This window comes from Mucilaginibacter metallidurans, from assembly GCF_003286435.2.
In the GTDB taxonomy this organism is placed as follows: Bacteria; Bacteroidota; Bacteroidia; order Sphingobacteriales; family Sphingobacteriaceae; genus Mucilaginibacter; species Mucilaginibacter gossypii.
Map to the genome: position 1 here is coordinate 1,051,693 of NZ_CP043449.1, position 16,622 is coordinate 1,068,314.

General features: G+C 43.2%; 14 protein-coding genes. 6 read left to right on the forward strand and 8 right to left on the reverse strand.

Annotated features, from left to right (window positions below; all coding sequences use genetic code 11):
- The first annotated feature begins 45 nt into the window (after window positions 1-45).
- Window positions 46-312: a GIY-YIG nuclease family protein gene (locus tag DIU38_RS04495; RefSeq protein ID WP_112654118.1), complete on the forward strand. Its 267-nt coding sequence runs from the start codon at window positions 46-48 to the stop codon at window positions 310-312.
- Between the two features lie 240 nt (window positions 313-552).
- On the opposite strand, the gene DIU38_RS04500 is transcribed toward DIU38_RS04495, so the two are convergent.
- The 5 genes from DIU38_RS04500 to DIU38_RS04520 form a co-directional block, all read right to left on the reverse strand.
- A complete protein-coding gene (locus DIU38_RS04500) occupies window positions 553-2,460 on the reverse strand; it encodes a DUF294 nucleotidyltransferase-like domain-containing protein (RefSeq protein WP_112654117.1) in 1,908 nt (635 codons plus the stop codon).
- The gene (locus DIU38_RS04505) at window positions 2,444-3,148 is read right to left on the reverse strand and encodes a 3'-5' exonuclease (protein WP_112654116.1); all 705 of its coding nucleotides are present in this window, start codon (window positions 3,146-3,148) and stop codon (window positions 2,444-2,446) included. Before DIU38_RS04505 ends, DIU38_RS04500 begins: the two co-directional genes overlap by 17 nt.
- A gap of 146 nt (window positions 3,149-3,294) precedes the next feature.
- A complete protein-coding gene (locus DIU38_RS04510; protein ID WP_167516083.1) occupies window positions 3,295-4,116 on the reverse strand; it encodes a DUF4249 domain-containing protein in 822 nt (273 codons plus the stop codon).
- Window positions 4,117-4,120: 4 nt separating this feature from the next.
- On the reverse strand, window positions 4,121-6,784 hold the full coding sequence (locus tag DIU38_RS04515; RefSeq protein ID WP_243770814.1) for a TonB-dependent receptor: 2,664 nt from the start codon (window positions 6,782-6,784) through the stop codon (window positions 4,121-4,123).
- Between the two features lie 63 nt (window positions 6,785-6,847).
- Window positions 6,848-7,840, reverse strand: a complete 993-nt coding sequence (locus DIU38_RS04520) for a FecR family protein (RefSeq protein WP_167516084.1) — start codon at window positions 7,838-7,840, stop codon at window positions 6,848-6,850.
- A gap of 178 nt (window positions 7,841-8,018) precedes the next feature.
- Here DIU38_RS04520 and DIU38_RS04525 point away from each other — a divergent pair, with 178 nt between their 5' ends.
- Window positions 8,019-8,573 carry a dihydrofolate reductase family protein gene (locus tag DIU38_RS04525; protein WP_112654194.1) on the forward strand — a complete coding sequence of 185 codons (555 nt, stop codon included), beginning with the start codon at window positions 8,019-8,021 and terminating at the stop codon, window positions 8,571-8,573.
- 8 nt (window positions 8,574-8,581) lie between these two features.
- On the opposite strand, the gene DIU38_RS04530 is transcribed toward DIU38_RS04525, so the two are convergent.
- A complete protein-coding gene (locus tag DIU38_RS04530) occupies window positions 8,582-9,169 on the reverse strand; it encodes an RNA polymerase sigma factor (RefSeq protein WP_112654112.1) in 588 nt (195 codons plus the stop codon).
- A gap of 192 nt (window positions 9,170-9,361) precedes the next feature.
- On the opposite strand from DIU38_RS04530, the gene DIU38_RS04535 reads away from it, so the two are divergent.
- Window positions 9,362-9,955 carry a hypothetical protein gene (locus DIU38_RS04535; protein WP_112654111.1) on the forward strand — a complete coding sequence of 198 codons (594 nt, stop codon included), beginning with the start codon at window positions 9,362-9,364 and terminating at the stop codon, window positions 9,953-9,955.
- A gap of 96 nt (window positions 9,956-10,051) precedes the next feature.
- On the opposite strand, the gene DIU38_RS04540 is transcribed toward DIU38_RS04535, so the two are convergent.
- The gene (locus DIU38_RS04540) at window positions 10,052-12,826 is read right to left on the reverse strand and encodes a TonB-dependent receptor (protein WP_112654110.1); all 2,775 of its coding nucleotides are present in this window, start codon (window positions 12,824-12,826) and stop codon (window positions 10,052-10,054) included.
- Window positions 12,827-13,108: 282 nt separating this feature from the next.
- Window positions 13,109-13,432, reverse strand: coding sequence for a hypothetical protein (locus DIU38_RS04545; RefSeq protein ID WP_112654109.1), 324 nt, complete (start codon window positions 13,430-13,432; stop codon window positions 13,109-13,111).
- A 329-nt stretch (window positions 13,433-13,761) separates the two neighbouring features.
- Between DIU38_RS04545 and DIU38_RS04550 the strand changes: the two genes are divergently transcribed.
- From DIU38_RS04550 to rlmF, 3 genes are all read left to right on the forward strand, one after another.
- Window positions 13,762-14,883 carry an ISAs1 family transposase gene (locus DIU38_RS04550; RefSeq protein ID WP_149354031.1) on the forward strand — a complete coding sequence of 374 codons (1,122 nt, stop codon included), beginning with the start codon at window positions 13,762-13,764 and terminating at the stop codon, window positions 14,881-14,883.
- An 87-nt stretch (window positions 14,884-14,970) separates the two neighbouring features.
- On the forward strand, window positions 14,971-15,441 hold the full coding sequence (locus tag DIU38_RS04555; protein WP_208057587.1) for a pyrophosphohydrolase domain-containing protein: 471 nt from the start codon (window positions 14,971-14,973) through the stop codon (window positions 15,439-15,441).
- 24 nt (window positions 15,442-15,465) lie between these two features.
- Window positions 15,466-16,428 carry a 23S rRNA (adenine(1618)-N(6))-methyltransferase RlmF gene (rlmF, locus tag DIU38_RS04560; protein WP_243770813.1) on the forward strand — a complete coding sequence of 321 codons (963 nt, stop codon included), beginning with the start codon at window positions 15,466-15,468 and terminating at the stop codon, window positions 16,426-16,428.
- Window positions 16,429-16,622: the final 194 nt, after the last annotated feature.

Here is a 16,622-nt window from a genome sequence, read left to right on the forward strand (position 1 = left end):
TTATTAATAGAATAGAATAAATTAGCATACATAACTAAATCACAAATGCCAGATAAACAAGGTCATGTTTATATCATGACCAATACCTATCGTACTACGTTTTATATTGGTGTAACGAGTGATCTGCGTGCAAGGGTTTGGCAACATATTAATGGAGAAGGTTCATTATTTGTAAAGAAATATCGCTTGTACGATATTGTTTATTATGAACATTTTCATAGAATAACAGATGCTATTAATAGGGAAAAACAACTGAAGAATTGGCATAAGGACTGGAAGATCAATTTGATTAAATCTATTACCCTACAATGAAAGACTTAAAGGAAGAATTGGAAATAGAATAATTATAATCTGTCCACTTAGCGCGCGTATTTCTTAGCAAGTGGGGTGCCGAAACAAGTTCGGCATGACGAATTAAGATGAAGCGTCCGTCATCCCGAACTTGTTTCGAGATCCCACGGGACAGGTTGGCGAATGCTTAGCACGCGTACTTCTTAGCGTATGGGGTGCCGAAACAAGTTCGGCATGACGTCGGTTACATATTACAATTCCTTACCCGAACAAGTTATTCGTAAATTCCATCTTTATTCTTGTTTGGAAATTATCTATCGTTTTAAAAATCTCCTTTAAGGCCACTTTTTCGATCTTGGTGAGTTTATCCGGGTCGATGTAGTTGTCGGGTTCGGTGCGGTCCCGGATAATTTGGGAGGCCTGATTGCGGAGGCGCAGGCCCATTAAAAAATAGTACGACTGGATCAGCTCATGAACCTCTTTTTCGTTGAACACACCTTTCTCTTTTAGCGCCTTCAACCGCTCGCCGGTATTCACCTCAAAAATACGGTGGCGTAGAGCGTACATCCGCACCAGGTCGACGATCGGAGTCATTGATTTTTTAATGTCGAAAACTTCCTGGCTGCCTTTGGTGAACGTTTTGATGTTTTTGAAAAAGGTGAGGGGCGGCTCATATTGCAAAGCATTTTTAGCCATGTGGAAGAAGATCTTGCCCAACGGCTTTTGCAGTTCCTCATCCAGAAATTCTTTGAGCTCATCCATAATGCCGGCTTCGCCATACAGGTAGCGGCAATCAAAAAAGGTAGAGAACTGGATCACAGTTTCGGGTACGGCCTCGGTCATCCAGCTTTCGTAATTGCGTTTCCAGTGGGAGAGGGAGTGCGTCCATTTGGGGTTTTGGGCCATGTAACCGCCGGTGCAAAAGCTGAAGCCGATATTGTCAAGTTTTTCAGATACCTGTTGGGCAAAGCTCAGGAAATATTCACGCACTAACTCACGCTGCTCGTTGGCTTTATCTTCGTAAATAATGGCGTTATCCTGGTCGGTTTTAAAAGTTTGTTCCTTACGGCCTTCGCTGCCAAGCACCATGAAAACAAATTTGGCCGGCGGTTGGCCCATTGTTGCAATAACGCTTTCAATCACTTTTATGGCAATGGTATCGGCAATGGTGGTGATCACCTGGTTTACAATTTCGGCGTTTACACCGCGACCAAGCAATTGTGTGACCATTTGCGGTACGGATTCCCATTTGCGCTTAAGCTCCTGTACTGAAATGGCTTGTTTTACCGATTGAATGAACACCAGGGGCGATTGCGCCTGCTCTGCCAATAATTTATTCCTGCTGATGCTGCCTACAAATTCATCCCCGTTTTTGATGAGTAAATACCGGGTTTTGGTACGGAACATCATCAAAATAGCTTCGTATACATAAGCGTTGGTGCTAATGCAAACGATAGGGTTATCCATAATGTTGTCGACCGGTTGGGCGGTATCTGCCTGTTTTGCAACTACATTATCGCGCAGTGTTATATCGGTCACATAGCCTACAATTTTGGCTTGCTCATCGCGGATAAAAATGCAGCTCACCTTGTGTTTGGCCATCAACCGTGCCGTTTCATAAACCGGGGTCCCTTGAGGGCAGGATACTATCTCGCGGTATTCGATACTTTCAATTTTGCGCGAGTACATTTGTTCGGAAGCTATATAGCTTTCCTCAAAAGTTGCCGGGCGTTTGTAAAAATGGGCAAACTCATCATTAAGCATCCGTTTACCAAAATCGGCAGTAAAATATTGTACAAAGTCTTCGTAAGCTTTGCACAGCGACCGGAAATCTTTGCGATGTAAAAAGAAAACGGTTGTGCCCTTTTTGGCTATTACCGTACGGATAGACTGCTTACGATTAAGTAATACCGAAATTCCTCCGTAGCAATAGCCCGAATGATGGTGCTCCAACAGGCGTTTATTTTGCTGGCTATCGTAAAAAAAGGATTCATATTCTCCTTCGGCTATGATGTCGACGCCGCGCATTTTGGTTACTTCCTGCTGGTAAATAACCGTGTCTTTACTATAACGGATCTCCTGCAACTGGTCGGCAACCTGTTCCAATACTTCTGTTGGAAGCAGATTAAAAGGGGATACCTTACTTAAAAATTCAAGACGTTGAACCATATAACCAAAAAGCTATGATGATGATCAAAATTAAAATGATGGCTGCGGGTAAAAGGTATTTTTTTTCGGAGCGGATTTTTTGCAGGTAAACCTCCTGGTGCTCCACGCTATCTTCGGTAATATCGCCGCGTTTCAGCATCTCAAAAAAGCATTCGGCGGTAGCTTCGGCATCTTCAAGGGCGTTGTGCTGCCTGTCGAATGTTTTGTTAAACAGTACTTCGTACAGTTGGTTTAACCTTAAATACTTGGTCTGCGGGTTTTGTACCCATTTTGTGGTAGCCAGCATGGTACAAAAGGTTTTTAAATTTTGAAGCGGATTGGTGATCCCTGTGCGGTAAAACTCAACGCCGGCAACATTAAGGTCAAGCTCAATAAAGTGGCCTATTACCAGCGGTTGATATTCAAGCAGATCGTTGGCCAGCATGTTCATTACATCTCTGCGCCATTCGCCGTGCTCAACCAAATATTCCTGGGTAAGGCCATGCACAGCATACGCTTTTGGGCTTATGGTGAAGTCATTATCTTTAATATAATGATCCTCGCGCTTTACCTCCTGCTTGTCACGGGTGTACACAATCCACGACACCTGCAGGGCATAAGGCCAGTTGTCGTTATCACAATAGGGCAGGTCCCACTTTTTGGGCAGGCCGGAGGTTTCGGTATCTATGAATAAAAGGTAATCTTGCACATGCTAAATTTATGAATTTATTCGAATGATGGTAACAGGCAACAAAATCCCTGCGGGGAAATATTGGTTTAAATAAAAAACACTCGCCTCGGGCGGGTGTTTTTATATGATTTTATTACAATAGTTGCCCCTTTAAGGGCTGGCGGTTACGGCGCTGTCAACACCTTCCTCTCCACTGTGTGCGCACTAAAGTAACCCAATGCGCCGCCTTTAATATTGGTTAGCGGATTTGCCGGGGCGGCGTTATTGCCATCGCCGTTGGCGCTGTTACTGAGGCTGTAAAAGTATTTGTAAACGGCTTGGTCAATACTCATCATTTCAATGGTTACCTGGTTGCCGGGGCGGATGTCGCGCGCTGGGTTATCGTTGCTGTTATCAAACCTGAGGTTGTTGTTCACCTCCTGCCCGTTGGTAAATTCGTCGTCTTCCAGCATGATCGTTTCTTCTTTGCGGCCGTTTACATACTGTACAAAGCGGTAATAGTTTTTGGTAGCTATAGGGTCGTCATATCGCACGGTAACATATTTGCGCGGGGTGCCGTCTTTATTATTTTGAAGCTCGTCTTTAACCAGGTAAATACTATCTAACGGAACGGCGGGATGCATTAAGCAGCTTGAGGTGAATGTTTTGCCATCAACACTCACACTAAGCTGATAGATATGGCCAGGGGTGCCTGTTAAAGTAATATTTTGGTAAATGCCGATACTCGTAGCTGCAAGCGGGTAAACATTGTTATTATCATCGGCAATAGTAACGGTAGCGCCGCCTATGCCATTAAAGTCATTGTTATCGGTGAAGTTTTTGGTCTTACTTAATAATACTTTGCAGCCGCCGGCCTGGTTGGTTAATACACCTTCAACTACATATTGCGGGGTGGTGTCTTTCAATTTCAGGTCGATGGCTTTTTCGCAACTGCTTAAGGTTGCTGCAAAAAGCATAAGAGTTATATATTTTATAGTGTTTTTCATCGGCTTAAAATTTAAAGTTATAGGTAACCGAAGGTACAAAGGTGAACAGGGTAGTACGCACAGCTTCGGTGCGGCTTGCATCGGTTTTATTATCACGGAAAAATATGCGATAGGCGTTAGGGTTGCCGTAGGCATTATAAAGACTGAAGGTTAAATCAGATTGAAATTTCGCCGTTTTTTTGAGTTGCCTGGTTGCCCCTAAATCTAAACGGTGATAAGCCGGCATCCTGTCGGCATTTCGGTTGGTATAGTAGTAATAAGTTACGCCGTCAACCTGGTATTTACCACTCGGAAAGGTCACGGCATCGCCGGTATAGTAAACGAAGTTGGCCGAGAATGTCCATTTTTCGCTGGCTTTGTACATGGCTACAATGGCAATGTCGTGGGTGCGGTCCTGCCGGGCATTGTACCACTGGTTGTTATTGATGCCGTCAATCATCCGTTCAGATTTTGACAGCGTATAGCTGATCCAGCCGCTAAGCCTGCCGGTTTTCTTCTTTAGCAAGAACTCGGCACCGTAGGAACGGCCTTTTCCGAAAAGTAACTGTGTTTCTATGGGTTGATTGGTAAACACATTGGCGCCATTGCGGTAATCTATCTGGTTTTGCAGCTTTTTGTAATAGCTTTCGACCGTAAATTCATAGTTGTGTTCGTTGAAATCCTTGTAGTATCCCACAGAGAACTGGTCAGCAATTTCCGGTTTAATGATATTAGTGCTTGCCACCCATTTATCCGTTGGTGAACCCGAGTTTGAGTTGGAGATCAAATGCAGGTTTTGCGCATTACGGGCGTACGATGTCTTGATAGAACTTACATCATTTAGCTGGAAAGCTGCTGCAATACGGGGCTCGGGGTTTATATAGGTTTTTACCTCCTGGCCGGAAGTGTAATGTTTAGAGCCTACGATGTTCCCGTCAGCATCAATATCGTAATAATCGCCTGAGCCAAGTATGGTAAAGGCCGACAGGCGTACCCCGTAGGTTAAAGTAAAACGATCTGTTGCTTTCCAGGTGTTGGTAACATAAGCGGCGTTTTCAAGGGCATACCTGTTTTGCAGGCTTTGAGATATAACGCCGGAGTTACCGGTAGCCGAAATTTCGCCCGGTTTAATGGTATGGTAAATGCTGTTTACACCAAAACTGATGGTGTTTTTGCCGCCGGCATACCATTGCATGTCTTCCTTAAAGTTAAAATCGCGGATTTGGGAATAAATATTGTATTCGTTTACATCCTGCTTAATGTTAAGCTTATAGTCATAATTGCTGTAGATGAGCGAGGTGTTTGAAAACAGCTGACTGTTAAAAATATGGTTCCAGCGCAAGGTAGCCGTGGTGTTACCCCAGTTAATGCCGGCTATATCGGCAGCCTTAAGCACATCCTTTCCAAAATATCCCGAAACAAACAACCTGTCTTTATCGCCCAAAACATAGTTGGCTTTGGCATTAAGGTCATAAAAATAAAGCTGGCTTTTTTTTGCAATACTGTCTTTTGATAAGGCCAGGAAAGCATCGGCATAAGTACGCCGTGCAGAAATCAGGAAAGATGATTTGCCCTTTTGAATAGGCCCTTCGGCATTGATGCGCGCGGCAATCAGGCCAATGCCGCCGCTTACGCCAAACTTCTGGTTGTTACCGTCATTCATTTTAATATCCAGTACAGATGAAAGCCTGCCGCCATATTGCGCGGGCATGTCGCCTTTATAAATATTAATATTCTTGATGGCATCCGAGTTAAAGGTGGAGAAGAAACCCAGCAAATGCGATGCATTGTATACGGGAGCCTCATCCAGCAGGATCAAATTTTGATCGGTTGCGCCACCACGTACAAAGAACCCGCCGTTGCCTTCCCCGGCCGATTTGATGCCAGGAAGCAATTGGATGGTTTTGATCACATCACGCTCGCCAAGCAGCACGGGGATGTTTTTGGTTTCCTGGATGCTGAGGTGCTCAACACCCATTTGCGGACTGGCCAGGTCGCGTGCACCGGCAGGTACTGCTTTAACAGTTACTTCCTGCAATTGCTGGGCATTGTCTTCCAGTTCGATATTTAAACGAAGGTTGCCGGCTAATGATACCGGAACAACCGCGGCTTTTTGCCCCATAGTGCTTATCGAAAGTTGATGGTCACCGGCAGGCAGTGTAAGCGAATAAAAGCCGTATTCGTTACTTGATGTGCCAAAGTTTGCATCGGTAACCCTAATGCTTGCGCCAATAATAGTTTCGCCGGTTTGTTTTGATTTAACGGTGCCGCTTACCGTGTATTTGCCATCAGTGCCGGCGGCTGCCTGCTTTTTTACCTTGCCGGCATCGTATTTGATCAATACTTCATTATCAAGCACCGTAAAAATAAACGGGTGCGGAGCAAGGGCCTTGCGTAATATATCGCCCAAAGGCTGGTTTTTGGCATACACACTGATCTTAACAGTGCTTTTGGCAACTGTTTCATTATAGGTAAACCTTACGCCGCAGGCAGCTGTGATTTTATCTAAAGCCTGCTTAAGCGGTTCGTTGCTTATAGTTATACTAACGGGTTTATCTAAAGGCCCCTGGGCTTGTGCTTTGCTTAGTGCCATCATTAAAAATAACAACATGCAGAGTGCCGTTCGGAAGGGTGTTCGCGTTATTTCGCAAATCAGCATGGAGGGCCATGCCGGTCTGTTGGTTTTCATTTTGCTTTAAATTGTTGGTGTGGTTTGTTTCCTTTTTAGGGATGATGTTTTAGAATGAAAAGGTTAATTGTTGGATGATAAAGGTTGCAGGAAATATTGGTTTTCGACCCGTTTCCAGCGAAGGTCCATTACGGTGCAAAGTTTATTAAAAGTTTTGTCGATAGGCTCATTCGTGTTGATATGACCGTAAAAACCGTTTTGGGTGATATCCGGCGTAAGGTGTATGCGGATACCATACTGATGCGACAGGTCGTCAACCACGGTTTGCAGTGACGCCCCGTCATAACTGAACAAACCGGTGCGCTGTGAAAGGAATTTGGAAGCATTGGGATAATTTTCCTTAATTAACGATCTGTCAGCCTTGTTATACAAGGCCCGTTGGTTAAGTACCATAATGGCTTGCTGGCTTTTGGGTAGGTTATGCTCCTGCACCGCCACTTTTCCGCTGATAACCGTAACTTCAGAGATAATCTGGTCGGGATAGGCTTTAACATTAAAGCTGGTACCCAATACAACGGTTTTAAGCTGTCCCGATTGGATAACGAATGGATGGTCCTCATCATGTACTACGTCGAAAAACGCCTCGCCCTCCAGTATTACCAAACGTTCTTTAGTCCTGAATTTATCTGGATAACTGATGCGGCTGCCGGGACTAAGCCAGATCCGGGTACCATCGGGCAAACTGATATGCCGGTGTTTGCCCGGAGCTGTAACCAGATCGACCTGTTTGGCAGGATCAATAACTTCCAATACCTGGTTTTTGTAAAGCGCGGCAAAGGTAACCAGTAATACCACAGCCGCTGCAGCAGCTATATTTCGCCATAAGGTAAATACCTTACGCGCAGGTTGCTCCGGTGTTTCCATTTGCGCGGTTATCTTACTCAAAATACTTTCCCGCAGCTGCTCAGGATTTTGGTATTTCGAGGCAGATAACAATACTTCTTCATCATTAAAACCAGCATACCAGGTATCAAGCCAGGCTTTTTCGTTAGCACTGATGGTGCCTTGTTTTAATTTATGAGCGAGCTCCTTTACGTTGTAGGTGTTGTTTTCCATTGTGCCTGATCTTTCAACCTTTTGCATATATAGTCAGTGATGGAAGCAGATACCCTTAGTGGAAAATGAAAAATATTTACCGCTATCTTTTTTTTCTTTTTTGGTGAGATAAAGATCTGTATAAGTTATGCCGGTTGAAAATTTACTAATTTTAAAAAAGCCAATTAAAACCAATCAAATGAGAAAAGTAATCTACGGCATTAACCTGAGCTTAGATGGTTGCTGCGACCACACCAAATTTAGCGGTGGTAAGGATATATTAGAACATTTTACCCGACTTATGGATGATGTAGACCTGATTGTATACGGGCGTAAAACCTTCGAGCTTATGGTTCCGTATTGGCCGGACGCCGCAAAAGATCCTTTATCAACCAAAGAGGAAAAAGAATTTGCACAGGCATTTGACGGTATTGAAAAACTTGTTTTTTCACGGACGCTGACCGGCACCGACGATAAAAACTCTGTAATTACTCAAGCAAACCCTGGCGAGGAGATCCGCAAACTGAAGCAACAGGCCGGGGGTAATATTTCAATAGGAGGTGTGAACCTGCCCTTACAACTCATTGAACTTGGTTTGGTTGATGAGTTTCATTATGTTATACATCCCGTAATTGTAGGCGAGGGGAGGAGTCTGCTGGAAGCCGCAGGTTTAAAGGGAAATGTAGGCTTAAAACTAATTGAATCAAAGATCCTTGAATCGGGCTGTATCGCGCTTCATTATGTTAAAAATTGAAGAGTATGTTAACTGAGGAGTAAAATCAGCACCGGCAGAGAAATACCCAGCGATTGCCTTAACGAACTTAGCGCCTTTGACATATGCGCTTCAACAGTTTTTTGTGATATACCCAGTTCAGCAGCTATCTCGGCATAGGTTTTATTTTCATCCCGGCTAAGCAGGAATACGATGCGGCATTTTTCGGGCAGAAGGCTGATGCTGTGGTTAAGCCGTTGACGCAGTTCTTTTTCCTCCAGCCATTGAATAGTGCTGTCGTCTGCTTCGGGCAAGGTAAAAGCAAGTTCATCCAGGTGCTGTTGTTTCCTGTACTGACGATCAAGATGAGTGATCACCTTGTATTTAATGGCTACCGAAAGATACGTAGCCATGGTATGTGTTAACTTAAGGCTTGCACGGCGCTGCCAGATACTTAAAAATACTTCCTGCACTACTTCTTCGGCTTCATGCTCATCATCTAAACGGTGATAGGCTACAGCAAAGGTTTTATCCCAATACCGGTTATACAGCTCGGTAAAGGCATCCCGGTTGTCGCAGGCCATCATATGTAATAACTGTTCGTCGGTGTAGTTTTTGGGTAGATTAGGGATAGGCATGTTTACATTTTTCGCATCGGGACTTAATGTTTACTTCAGCAGGGCGTTTCAAAGTTAGAGTTTTAGCCTAAGTAAATGTTACGTTGAATTTCAATTTTGTAAACGCTAATTATCTTGATTTTGGTATGGGTAATCAAAGCACGGATTTAATATCCTGTTTGGATTTGTATATTTAGCAGTCACAATTTAAAAATGGCCAGAAACAAAATCCTGCTTCCGGGTACATTAATACTTTTTGTATTAGTTAATACAAGGTATTATTGGGAAGGCATGCTCGGAGGATGGGACATGCTTTTATTCCCGATATGCGTATTAACACTCTTGGTGCTTTTTGTAAGTCTGCTTGTTCAATTTTATCGTATTATACGTAACCGGTTTAAAAACAGATCAGTAGCTTGGATAACAGGAATTGCTGCCCTTTTGTTAGGACTTATTGTATGGCAACCTTACGGAATCATAAATTATGAAAGCCTTGAGGATAAAGATGTTTTAATTGCTTTTAATGAAGGTGCGGCCAATTGCACAACAACCCTTAAGTTAAAAGAAAACAAAACTTTTTATATACGATCGGTTTGTTTTGGCATAGATAAAGAGGGTGGAACCTACACGCTGATCAATGATACCATAAAGTTTAATTTTTCCTCTTACAGGCCTAAATACAGGTTTGCTGTATTTAAAAAAGGGCGAAAACAAAAAATACTACTTTATGAGCTATACCTGTATAAATCGGTTGCCGATACTTTGCCTTATCCTCTTGTAATTACAAAAAACCTGCTTTTAAAATAATAGTGCCAAACTTCTCCTCTAAAATAAAAAAAGGTCGCCCCACAATCGGGGCGACCTGTATCGAATCAGTCAGTTAATAGTTTTTCAGTTAATTATTTAAAATGTAAAGCCTACCCTGGCAAAAAAGCGGCGGCCGTTTTCGCCCATCTGTACAGCGTCAAACGGGCCTGATGGTTCGTTATTATAAGCCCATCCTTTAGCGCCTTTTACATATGCCAGATCAGGATGTACGTTAAAAATATTGTCGGCGCCTATTGATACACGAACCGATTTCGCCACTTTGTAAGCGAAATACAGGTCGCTCACTACTTTGCCGCTGTAAATATATTGGTCGGGCAGTTGTGCCGAACCATTATCGGTTGGTACGGTAGGTGTAAGAGTTGTACCGTCGCCATAGCCATCAATAACAACTTTGCCAAAGTAAGTAAAGCGGGTACCTACGGTAAAGCTTTTGTGGCTAAACTCGGGGTTTAAGCTAAGTTTTTGAGGGGGGGCCGATGCCAGGATGAATTTCTTTTCACGTTCGCTCAAAAATGTTTCGCGCAAGGCAGGGGTAGTACCAAGTATAGGTGGGTAGTTTACCTTGTCAATCTTCATAGTTTGGAAATTGCCTGTAAAAAGTACCCTGAACCTGTTGGCGCCAATGGTTTTGTTGTAGTCAATAACTACGTCCAAACCTTTATTGGTAGTGTTTACAGCATTGGCAAAAAACTGGGCAGAGCTTACATGCAGGTTTTTCAGGGCATTGGTAAATGTAGGGTCGAGGGTTTCGTCATCGGCACTGAACTGGCCAGAAAGCACAACGCGGTCGGTAACTTTAATATAGTATCCATCAACAGTAAAACTTAACTCAGGCATCGGTTTAAAGGTAAAGCCTAAACCAGCATTTTTTGATTTTTCCTGTTTAAGGTTAGGGATGCCTGCTGCTTTGGTGATGGGGCTGTAGTTTGGCGCTATTTTAACTTCAGATATCACCGTGCCCTGTACGTTGGTAAAGGTTGAACTGTAATTGATCTGTTGTAATGACGGCGCACGGAAACCTGTACCCAATGAGCCGCGGATGTTAAAGTTATCGGTAATTTTATAGCGTGTAGCCAGTTTGGTATTAAAGTTTGAGCCAAAGTCGCTGTAATGCTCGTACCTGTTAGCGAAATCGACCAGCCATTTTTTAGTGATATCGCCTTCAAGATCAACATATACACCTTCTACCGAACGGTGGGCATTTACCACATCACCGGGCTGATAGCCGGGGAAACCCTGTGAGCCTGCCGCCTTTACACCAGTGGGGTCATAATTTTTGTAGGATCCTTCTTCGCCCGAAAAGATCTTATAGCGCTCGTAACGGTATTCGCCGCCAAAACCAAGGTTAAGGCCCTGCATTATATTGCCAAAATGTTTGTTGATGTTCAGGTTACTGGTGTTTTGTAAAAACTCCGATCCGCCATCGTCAAAATTGGTTTTATCGGCCCCTAAAGAAGCATTAAATGTTTTATAGCCAAAAAAGTGGAATTTATTGTTGCCGATGTTATTGCTCAGGTCCCAATCCCAGGCGTCGCCCAGGGTGCCTTTTGCGCCTACGGCAATGGCAAGATCTGTATTATGTGTACGGATAATGGGATTGTAATATGACTCGCCGTCTGGGGTGTTAAAAATGATACCGCTCACCGGGATTATTTTGCCGCTGTTGTCGGTAGGGAAACGTTCAGGACGGCCAGAGAAATTACGGGTAAAGGCATAATCGTCAGATGCCTTATAGCTGTAACCACCAAAGCTGTACAAGGTTGTACGGGTACCGGCAAGAGGTGATTCATGGTTGAAAAAGAATGTGCCGCTCTCGGCCGATCCATCGCCATTGGCACGCCTGTACGGGTTTATAGGCAGCGCTTTGGGATTTGAGGTTGTGGTATCATGAGTTTGGCGAAAGGTTTTGCCGTTTTTGGCATAGTCGCCCGTAAAGTTGATGAAACCACCGTTTTTACCAAGAGCCAAACCATAATTGGCATCAATGGTGATACCATTGCCATCAATAGCGCCGCCGTGAGGGTATTGAGACGCAACAACACTTTTACCACTGTTAAAAGCGGGATCATAATAACCAGAATAACCAACGTTGGCATTAAACACACCAGTGGTTTTCTTTAAAACAAGGTTGATAACACCCGCAATAGCGTCAGAGCCATATTGGGCCGAAGCTCCGTCACGGAGGATCTCGATCCTGTCGATAGATGCTGTTGGGATAGAACTCAGATCGACACCGGAGTTACCGCGGCCACGCGTACCGAATACCGAAACGAAAGCAGTGGAGTGCCGGCGCTTACCATTTATCAATACAAGTGTTTGATCGGGACCGAGGCCGCGTAAGGTACCCAGTTCAACGTGATCGGCACCATCCGAACCCGATTGTTTATTATAGTTGAACGATGGGGCCGAGTAGTTAAGGATGTCGGTGATATCCATACGACCAGTTACCGATGCCGCTTTACCCACGTTAACAATATCAACCGGAACTGCCGTTTCCAGCTTTACCCGCCCGGCAGATCGTGTACCTATTAATACCACTTCATTTAATTGGGCTATATCACTAACCATGGTGATGTCAATTTTAGAGCGCCCGTTAATGGCAACTGTTATGGTTTTGTAGCCCGTATAACTTATAATCAGTTCATCAGTTGCTGCTGCCGAAATGGTGTATATCCCTTTTGCATTAGTGCTTGTACCTAAATTGCTGCCTTTTATATGTACCGATACCCCGGGCATTGGTGCATTGCTTGCTGCATCGGTAACGATTCCGGTTATAGCTTTCTTTTGTGCTAATGCCAATAGGGGAGTTATGGTTAGCAAAATGAGAGTGAATAGTAAAATTTTCTTCATAAAACGGAAGTTATGGCTGTTTGAATAATGTTAATTTTAACGTAAGTTAATAATTATTGAATAATTATCAATATAAAATCAATTTTATTGGGAGATTCGTACTCTTTATTTGCTATTTTATATAATTGTTATTAAAAAAAAATAGGCCTTATTGTGTTTTTTTTATGTCGTATTGTTTAATTAATAAAAAAGCCAACTGCTGAAAGGTATTAATCCTTAACAATTGGCTTTTGGGGATTTAAAAAAATGAATTGAATGTCTTTTTATCGTTTGTTTTTTTAATTAAATGGCTTTTTCAGGCTCGGTATCTTTTGTTGTTTTGCTCGCAGGCGCTTTTGCGGGAGTAACCGATGCTGCTTCGGTTGCTTTTTTCTCTTTTTTTGCTTTGGGTTCAGCGGGAGCGGCGTGTACTTCAGGACTTAATTTAGTAGCCAATATTTTTGCCAGGTTTTTTGCAGCTTTGTCTATAGCTTTTTTAGCTTTGCTGGCATCGGGGCCAAATTCACTTACCAGGGTTTCAATCTGGATAACTAATTTCTCTTTTATTTGTTTCTTAAGAGCTTTACGGGCTTGTTTAGTAGCGGCTTTATCTTTTATGTTTTTCATGTGAATGGATTGGAGATCGGGTGAAGCACATTTTTTTCTGCGCGGTGCAAAGTTAGGTTAATATAATGTGGTTTTAATATTATGTTTATGTTAACAATAGCTATTTATGTTAAATTTTTATTAATTGATAATCAGTGCTATTAATTGTTGTTGCTTTATTTATTTTTTGTTTTATAACCCTTGGCCTAATACGGCTTATACCAGGGCTGACGTATAAGAAACGGTAAAAATGAGTAGTGTTACCAACAAAATGTTGGTAAAGAGGGAATAAGTTTAAATGTTCGGGGGGGGGGTAAAGCCTTTTAGAGTTTTTTCTTTGTAAAAAGAATATGACAACCTCACTCCATGATCATTTCAGATGGATACCCGATCCGCGCACGGGCAATAATAAGAAACATAATTTACTGGAAGTAATAATCCTATCGGTATTGGCGGTTGTATGCGGTGCGGAAAGCTGGTACGAAATGGAGGAGTTTGGCAAGGAAAAAGAAGACTTTTTAAAACAGTTGCTACCGCTTGAAAATGGCATACCGAGTCATGATACGATCAATCGCGTTTTTATGATGATCGATGCGGATGTTTTTGAACGCTGTTTCCGCGCCTGGACGGCGGAACTTGGCCAGAGCCTTCAAACAACAGGTACATCTGGCGAAAGGGAACTGATTGCTATCGATGGAAAGAGCGTCTGCAATAGCGCCTGCAAGCATCAGGGATTGGGGGCATTACATTTGGTAAGTGCCTGGTCAGGCCGTAATCAGTTGGTACTTGGGCAACAAAAGGTGGCTGACAAGAGTAATGAGATTAGTGCCATCCCGGCATTACTATCTTTATTGAACATTAAGGGGGCAGTAGTCAGCATCGATGCGATGGGCACCCAAAAAGCAATCGCTGAAAAGATTATCGAAAGTCAGGGGGATTATATCCTGGCCCTGAAGCAAAACCATGAAACGTTTTATGACCAGGTAACCAACCAGTTTAACTTCAGGGAAGACAGTTACAGCCAGCATCTGGATAAAGGGCACGGGCGGTCTGAGATCAGAACCTGCAAGGTCATACATGAACTTAACTGGATTGACGAAAAGGAAAATTGGAAAGGAATAAAGAGTATTATCAAAATCACCTCCGAACGCATAATTGGGGACAGCCGTACTACACAAAATCGTTATTACATCTCCAGCCTTCAGGCAGACGCTGCCTATTTTAACCAAGCCATCCGCACACATTGGGGAATAGAAAACCAGTTGCACTGGCAACTGGATGTTGGTTTTGCCGAAGATTATAATACCACACGAAATAGTCAGGCTGCACAAAATCTTGCTGTAGTCAGAAAGATAGCTTTAAATATTCTAAAGGCTGACAAAACCAGCAAAGCCAGCATAAAGGCCAAAAGAAAAATGGCTGGGTGGAATCACAAGTTTCTCCTAACACTTATAGCTAACAAAAATTTCTAATGCGTCGGCCCTGCGGCTTATACTAATTTTTTGAAAGCCTTAGGGTTAATTCTTAACTTAGCCGCTTATTTATCGCCCTAAAACAACATGATCAAAGATTTAAGTGCATTAACCCAGGTAGCCGAATTTCATGCCACTTTTAAGCATCCTATAATTGAAAAACCTACAATACCCTCAAGAGCACGCTGCGATCTGCGTATCGAACTTATTGCCGAAGAATTAAAAGAATTGCAGCAGGCTGTTAATGATAATAACATGGTTGAAGTAGCTGATGCCCTCTGCGATCTGCAATACGTATTATCAGGAGCAGTACTTGAATTTGGCCTGGGCTCAAAATTTAAAGAACTGTTTGATGAAGTGCACCGCTCCAATATGAGCAAAGCCTGCAAAACGGTTGAAGAGGCTGAGAAAACCATCGAACACTATAAAAATACGGCCAATACGGATGCATACTATAAAGAGATAGACGGCTCGTACCTGGTGTATCGTACATCTGATCATAAAACATTAAAATCTATCAATTATTCGCCTGCCGATCTGAATGGCATTGTGGGTTAATCATAAACTAAAAACACTATTCCATTGTCAGCACAAGAATCCAACCAGCCTCAGGCTAAAACCAATATGCACCCGCGTAATAAACACCGCGGGGGGTATGATTTTAAAGCATTGATCAAAGCCACGCCTGCCCTGAGGCCGTTTGTGCGTACCAATGAATATGATAATTTTACCATTAATTTTGCCGATCCGGAAGCAGTAAAAATACTTAATAAGGCATTGCTGCAGCATCATTACGGTATAAACTACTGGGACATTCCCGAAGGTTTTTTATGTCCGCCTATACCTGGCCGTGCCGATTATATCCATTATGCGGCCGATCTGCTTGCTTCTGTTAATAACGGTGTTGTGCGCAAAGGCAGGAAAGTACGTGTGCTTGACATCGGAACAGGCGCTAACCTGGTTTATCCCATGGTAGGTTTCAAAGAATACGGCTGGAACTTTGTTGGCTCAGAGCTCGACCTGGAGGCTATGGCATCCGCACAAAGTATCGTTGAGCAAAACAGCCAGTTAAAAGTTGCTGTTGAATTGAGGCAGCAAAGCAAAAAGGCCGATATCTTTAAAGGTATCATTAAACCCGGCGAGTTATTTGATCTTACTATCTGTAACCCGCCCTTCCACACCTCGGCTAAGGAAGCTGCTGCCGGTTCGGCCCGTAAATGGGATAACCTGGGTTTAAGAAAGGATAAACAGCCTATACTTAATTTCGGCGGCCAAAATACCGAATTATGGTATCCCGGGGGCGAAGCTGCATTCCTGAAACTGATGGCAGCACAGAGTAAGCCATTCGAGAAACAGGTTTTATGGTTTACCACGCTGGTTTCAAAAAGAGAAAATCTCAGGATCTTATATAATGCCCTTCAAAAAGAAGGTGTAAAAGATGTGCAGACTATCAATATGTCGCAAGGCCAAAAGGTAAGCCGCATCATGGCCTGGACTTACTTAACGCCGGAGGAGCAGCAGACCTGGGGGAAAGCCGACCGTTGATTTGTTGGTGATTACGTTGATTTCGCTGATGTCTGAACCGGGATTTGAAGGGGATTTTCAGGATTGGGCGGATTTTACCTTAATATCGAATTTTTTTAATTGAAGGATTTGCCGGATGCCATAAAATCCTATAATCCTTCAATCTGTTTAATCCCGGTTCGGAAAAAAATCAACGGAATCAGCGAAATCATATC

What these genes read in the sequence shown, in the direction of transcription:
- DIU38_RS04530 (WP_112654112.1), bottom strand. Translation starts at nt 9,169, where the DNA reads ATGCCTATCCCTAATCTACCCAAAAACTACACCGACGAACAGTTATTA.
- DIU38_RS04540 (WP_112654110.1), bottom strand. Translation starts at nt 12,826, where the DNA reads ATGAAGAAAATTTTACTATTCACTCTCATTTTGCTAACCATAACTCCC.
- DIU38_RS04545 (WP_112654109.1), bottom strand. Translation starts at nt 13,432, where the DNA reads ATGAAAAACATAAAAGATAAAGCCGCTACTAAACAAGCCCGTAAAGCT.
- DIU38_RS04520 (WP_167516084.1), bottom strand. Translation starts at nt 7,840, where the DNA reads ATGGAAAACAACACCTACAACGTAAAGGAGCTCGCTCATAAATTAAAA.
- DIU38_RS04515 (WP_243770814.1), bottom strand. Translation starts at nt 6,784, where the DNA reads ATGAAAACCAACAGACCGGCATGGCCCTCCATGCTGATTTGCGAAATA.
- DIU38_RS04500 (WP_112654117.1), bottom strand. Translation starts at nt 2,460, where the DNA reads ATGGTTCAACGTCTTGAATTTTTAAGTAAGGTATCCCCTTTTAATCTG.
- DIU38_RS04495 (WP_112654118.1), top strand. Translation starts at nt 46, where the DNA reads ATGCCAGATAAACAAGGTCATGTTTATATCATGACCAATACCTATCGT.
- DIU38_RS04535 (WP_112654111.1), top strand. Translation starts at nt 9,362, where the DNA reads ATGGCCAGAAACAAAATCCTGCTTCCGGGTACATTAATACTTTTTGTA.
- DIU38_RS04510 (WP_167516083.1), bottom strand. Translation starts at nt 4,116, where the DNA reads ATGAAAAACACTATAAAATATATAACTCTTATGCTTTTTGCAGCAACC.
- DIU38_RS04550 (WP_149354031.1), top strand. Translation starts at nt 13,762, where the DNA reads ATGACAACCTCACTCCATGATCATTTCAGATGGATACCCGATCCGCGC.
- DIU38_RS04525 (WP_112654194.1), top strand. Translation starts at nt 8,019, where the DNA reads ATGAGAAAAGTAATCTACGGCATTAACCTGAGCTTAGATGGTTGCTGC.
- DIU38_RS04555 (WP_208057587.1), top strand. Translation starts at nt 14,971, where the DNA reads ATGATCAAAGATTTAAGTGCATTAACCCAGGTAGCCGAATTTCATGCC.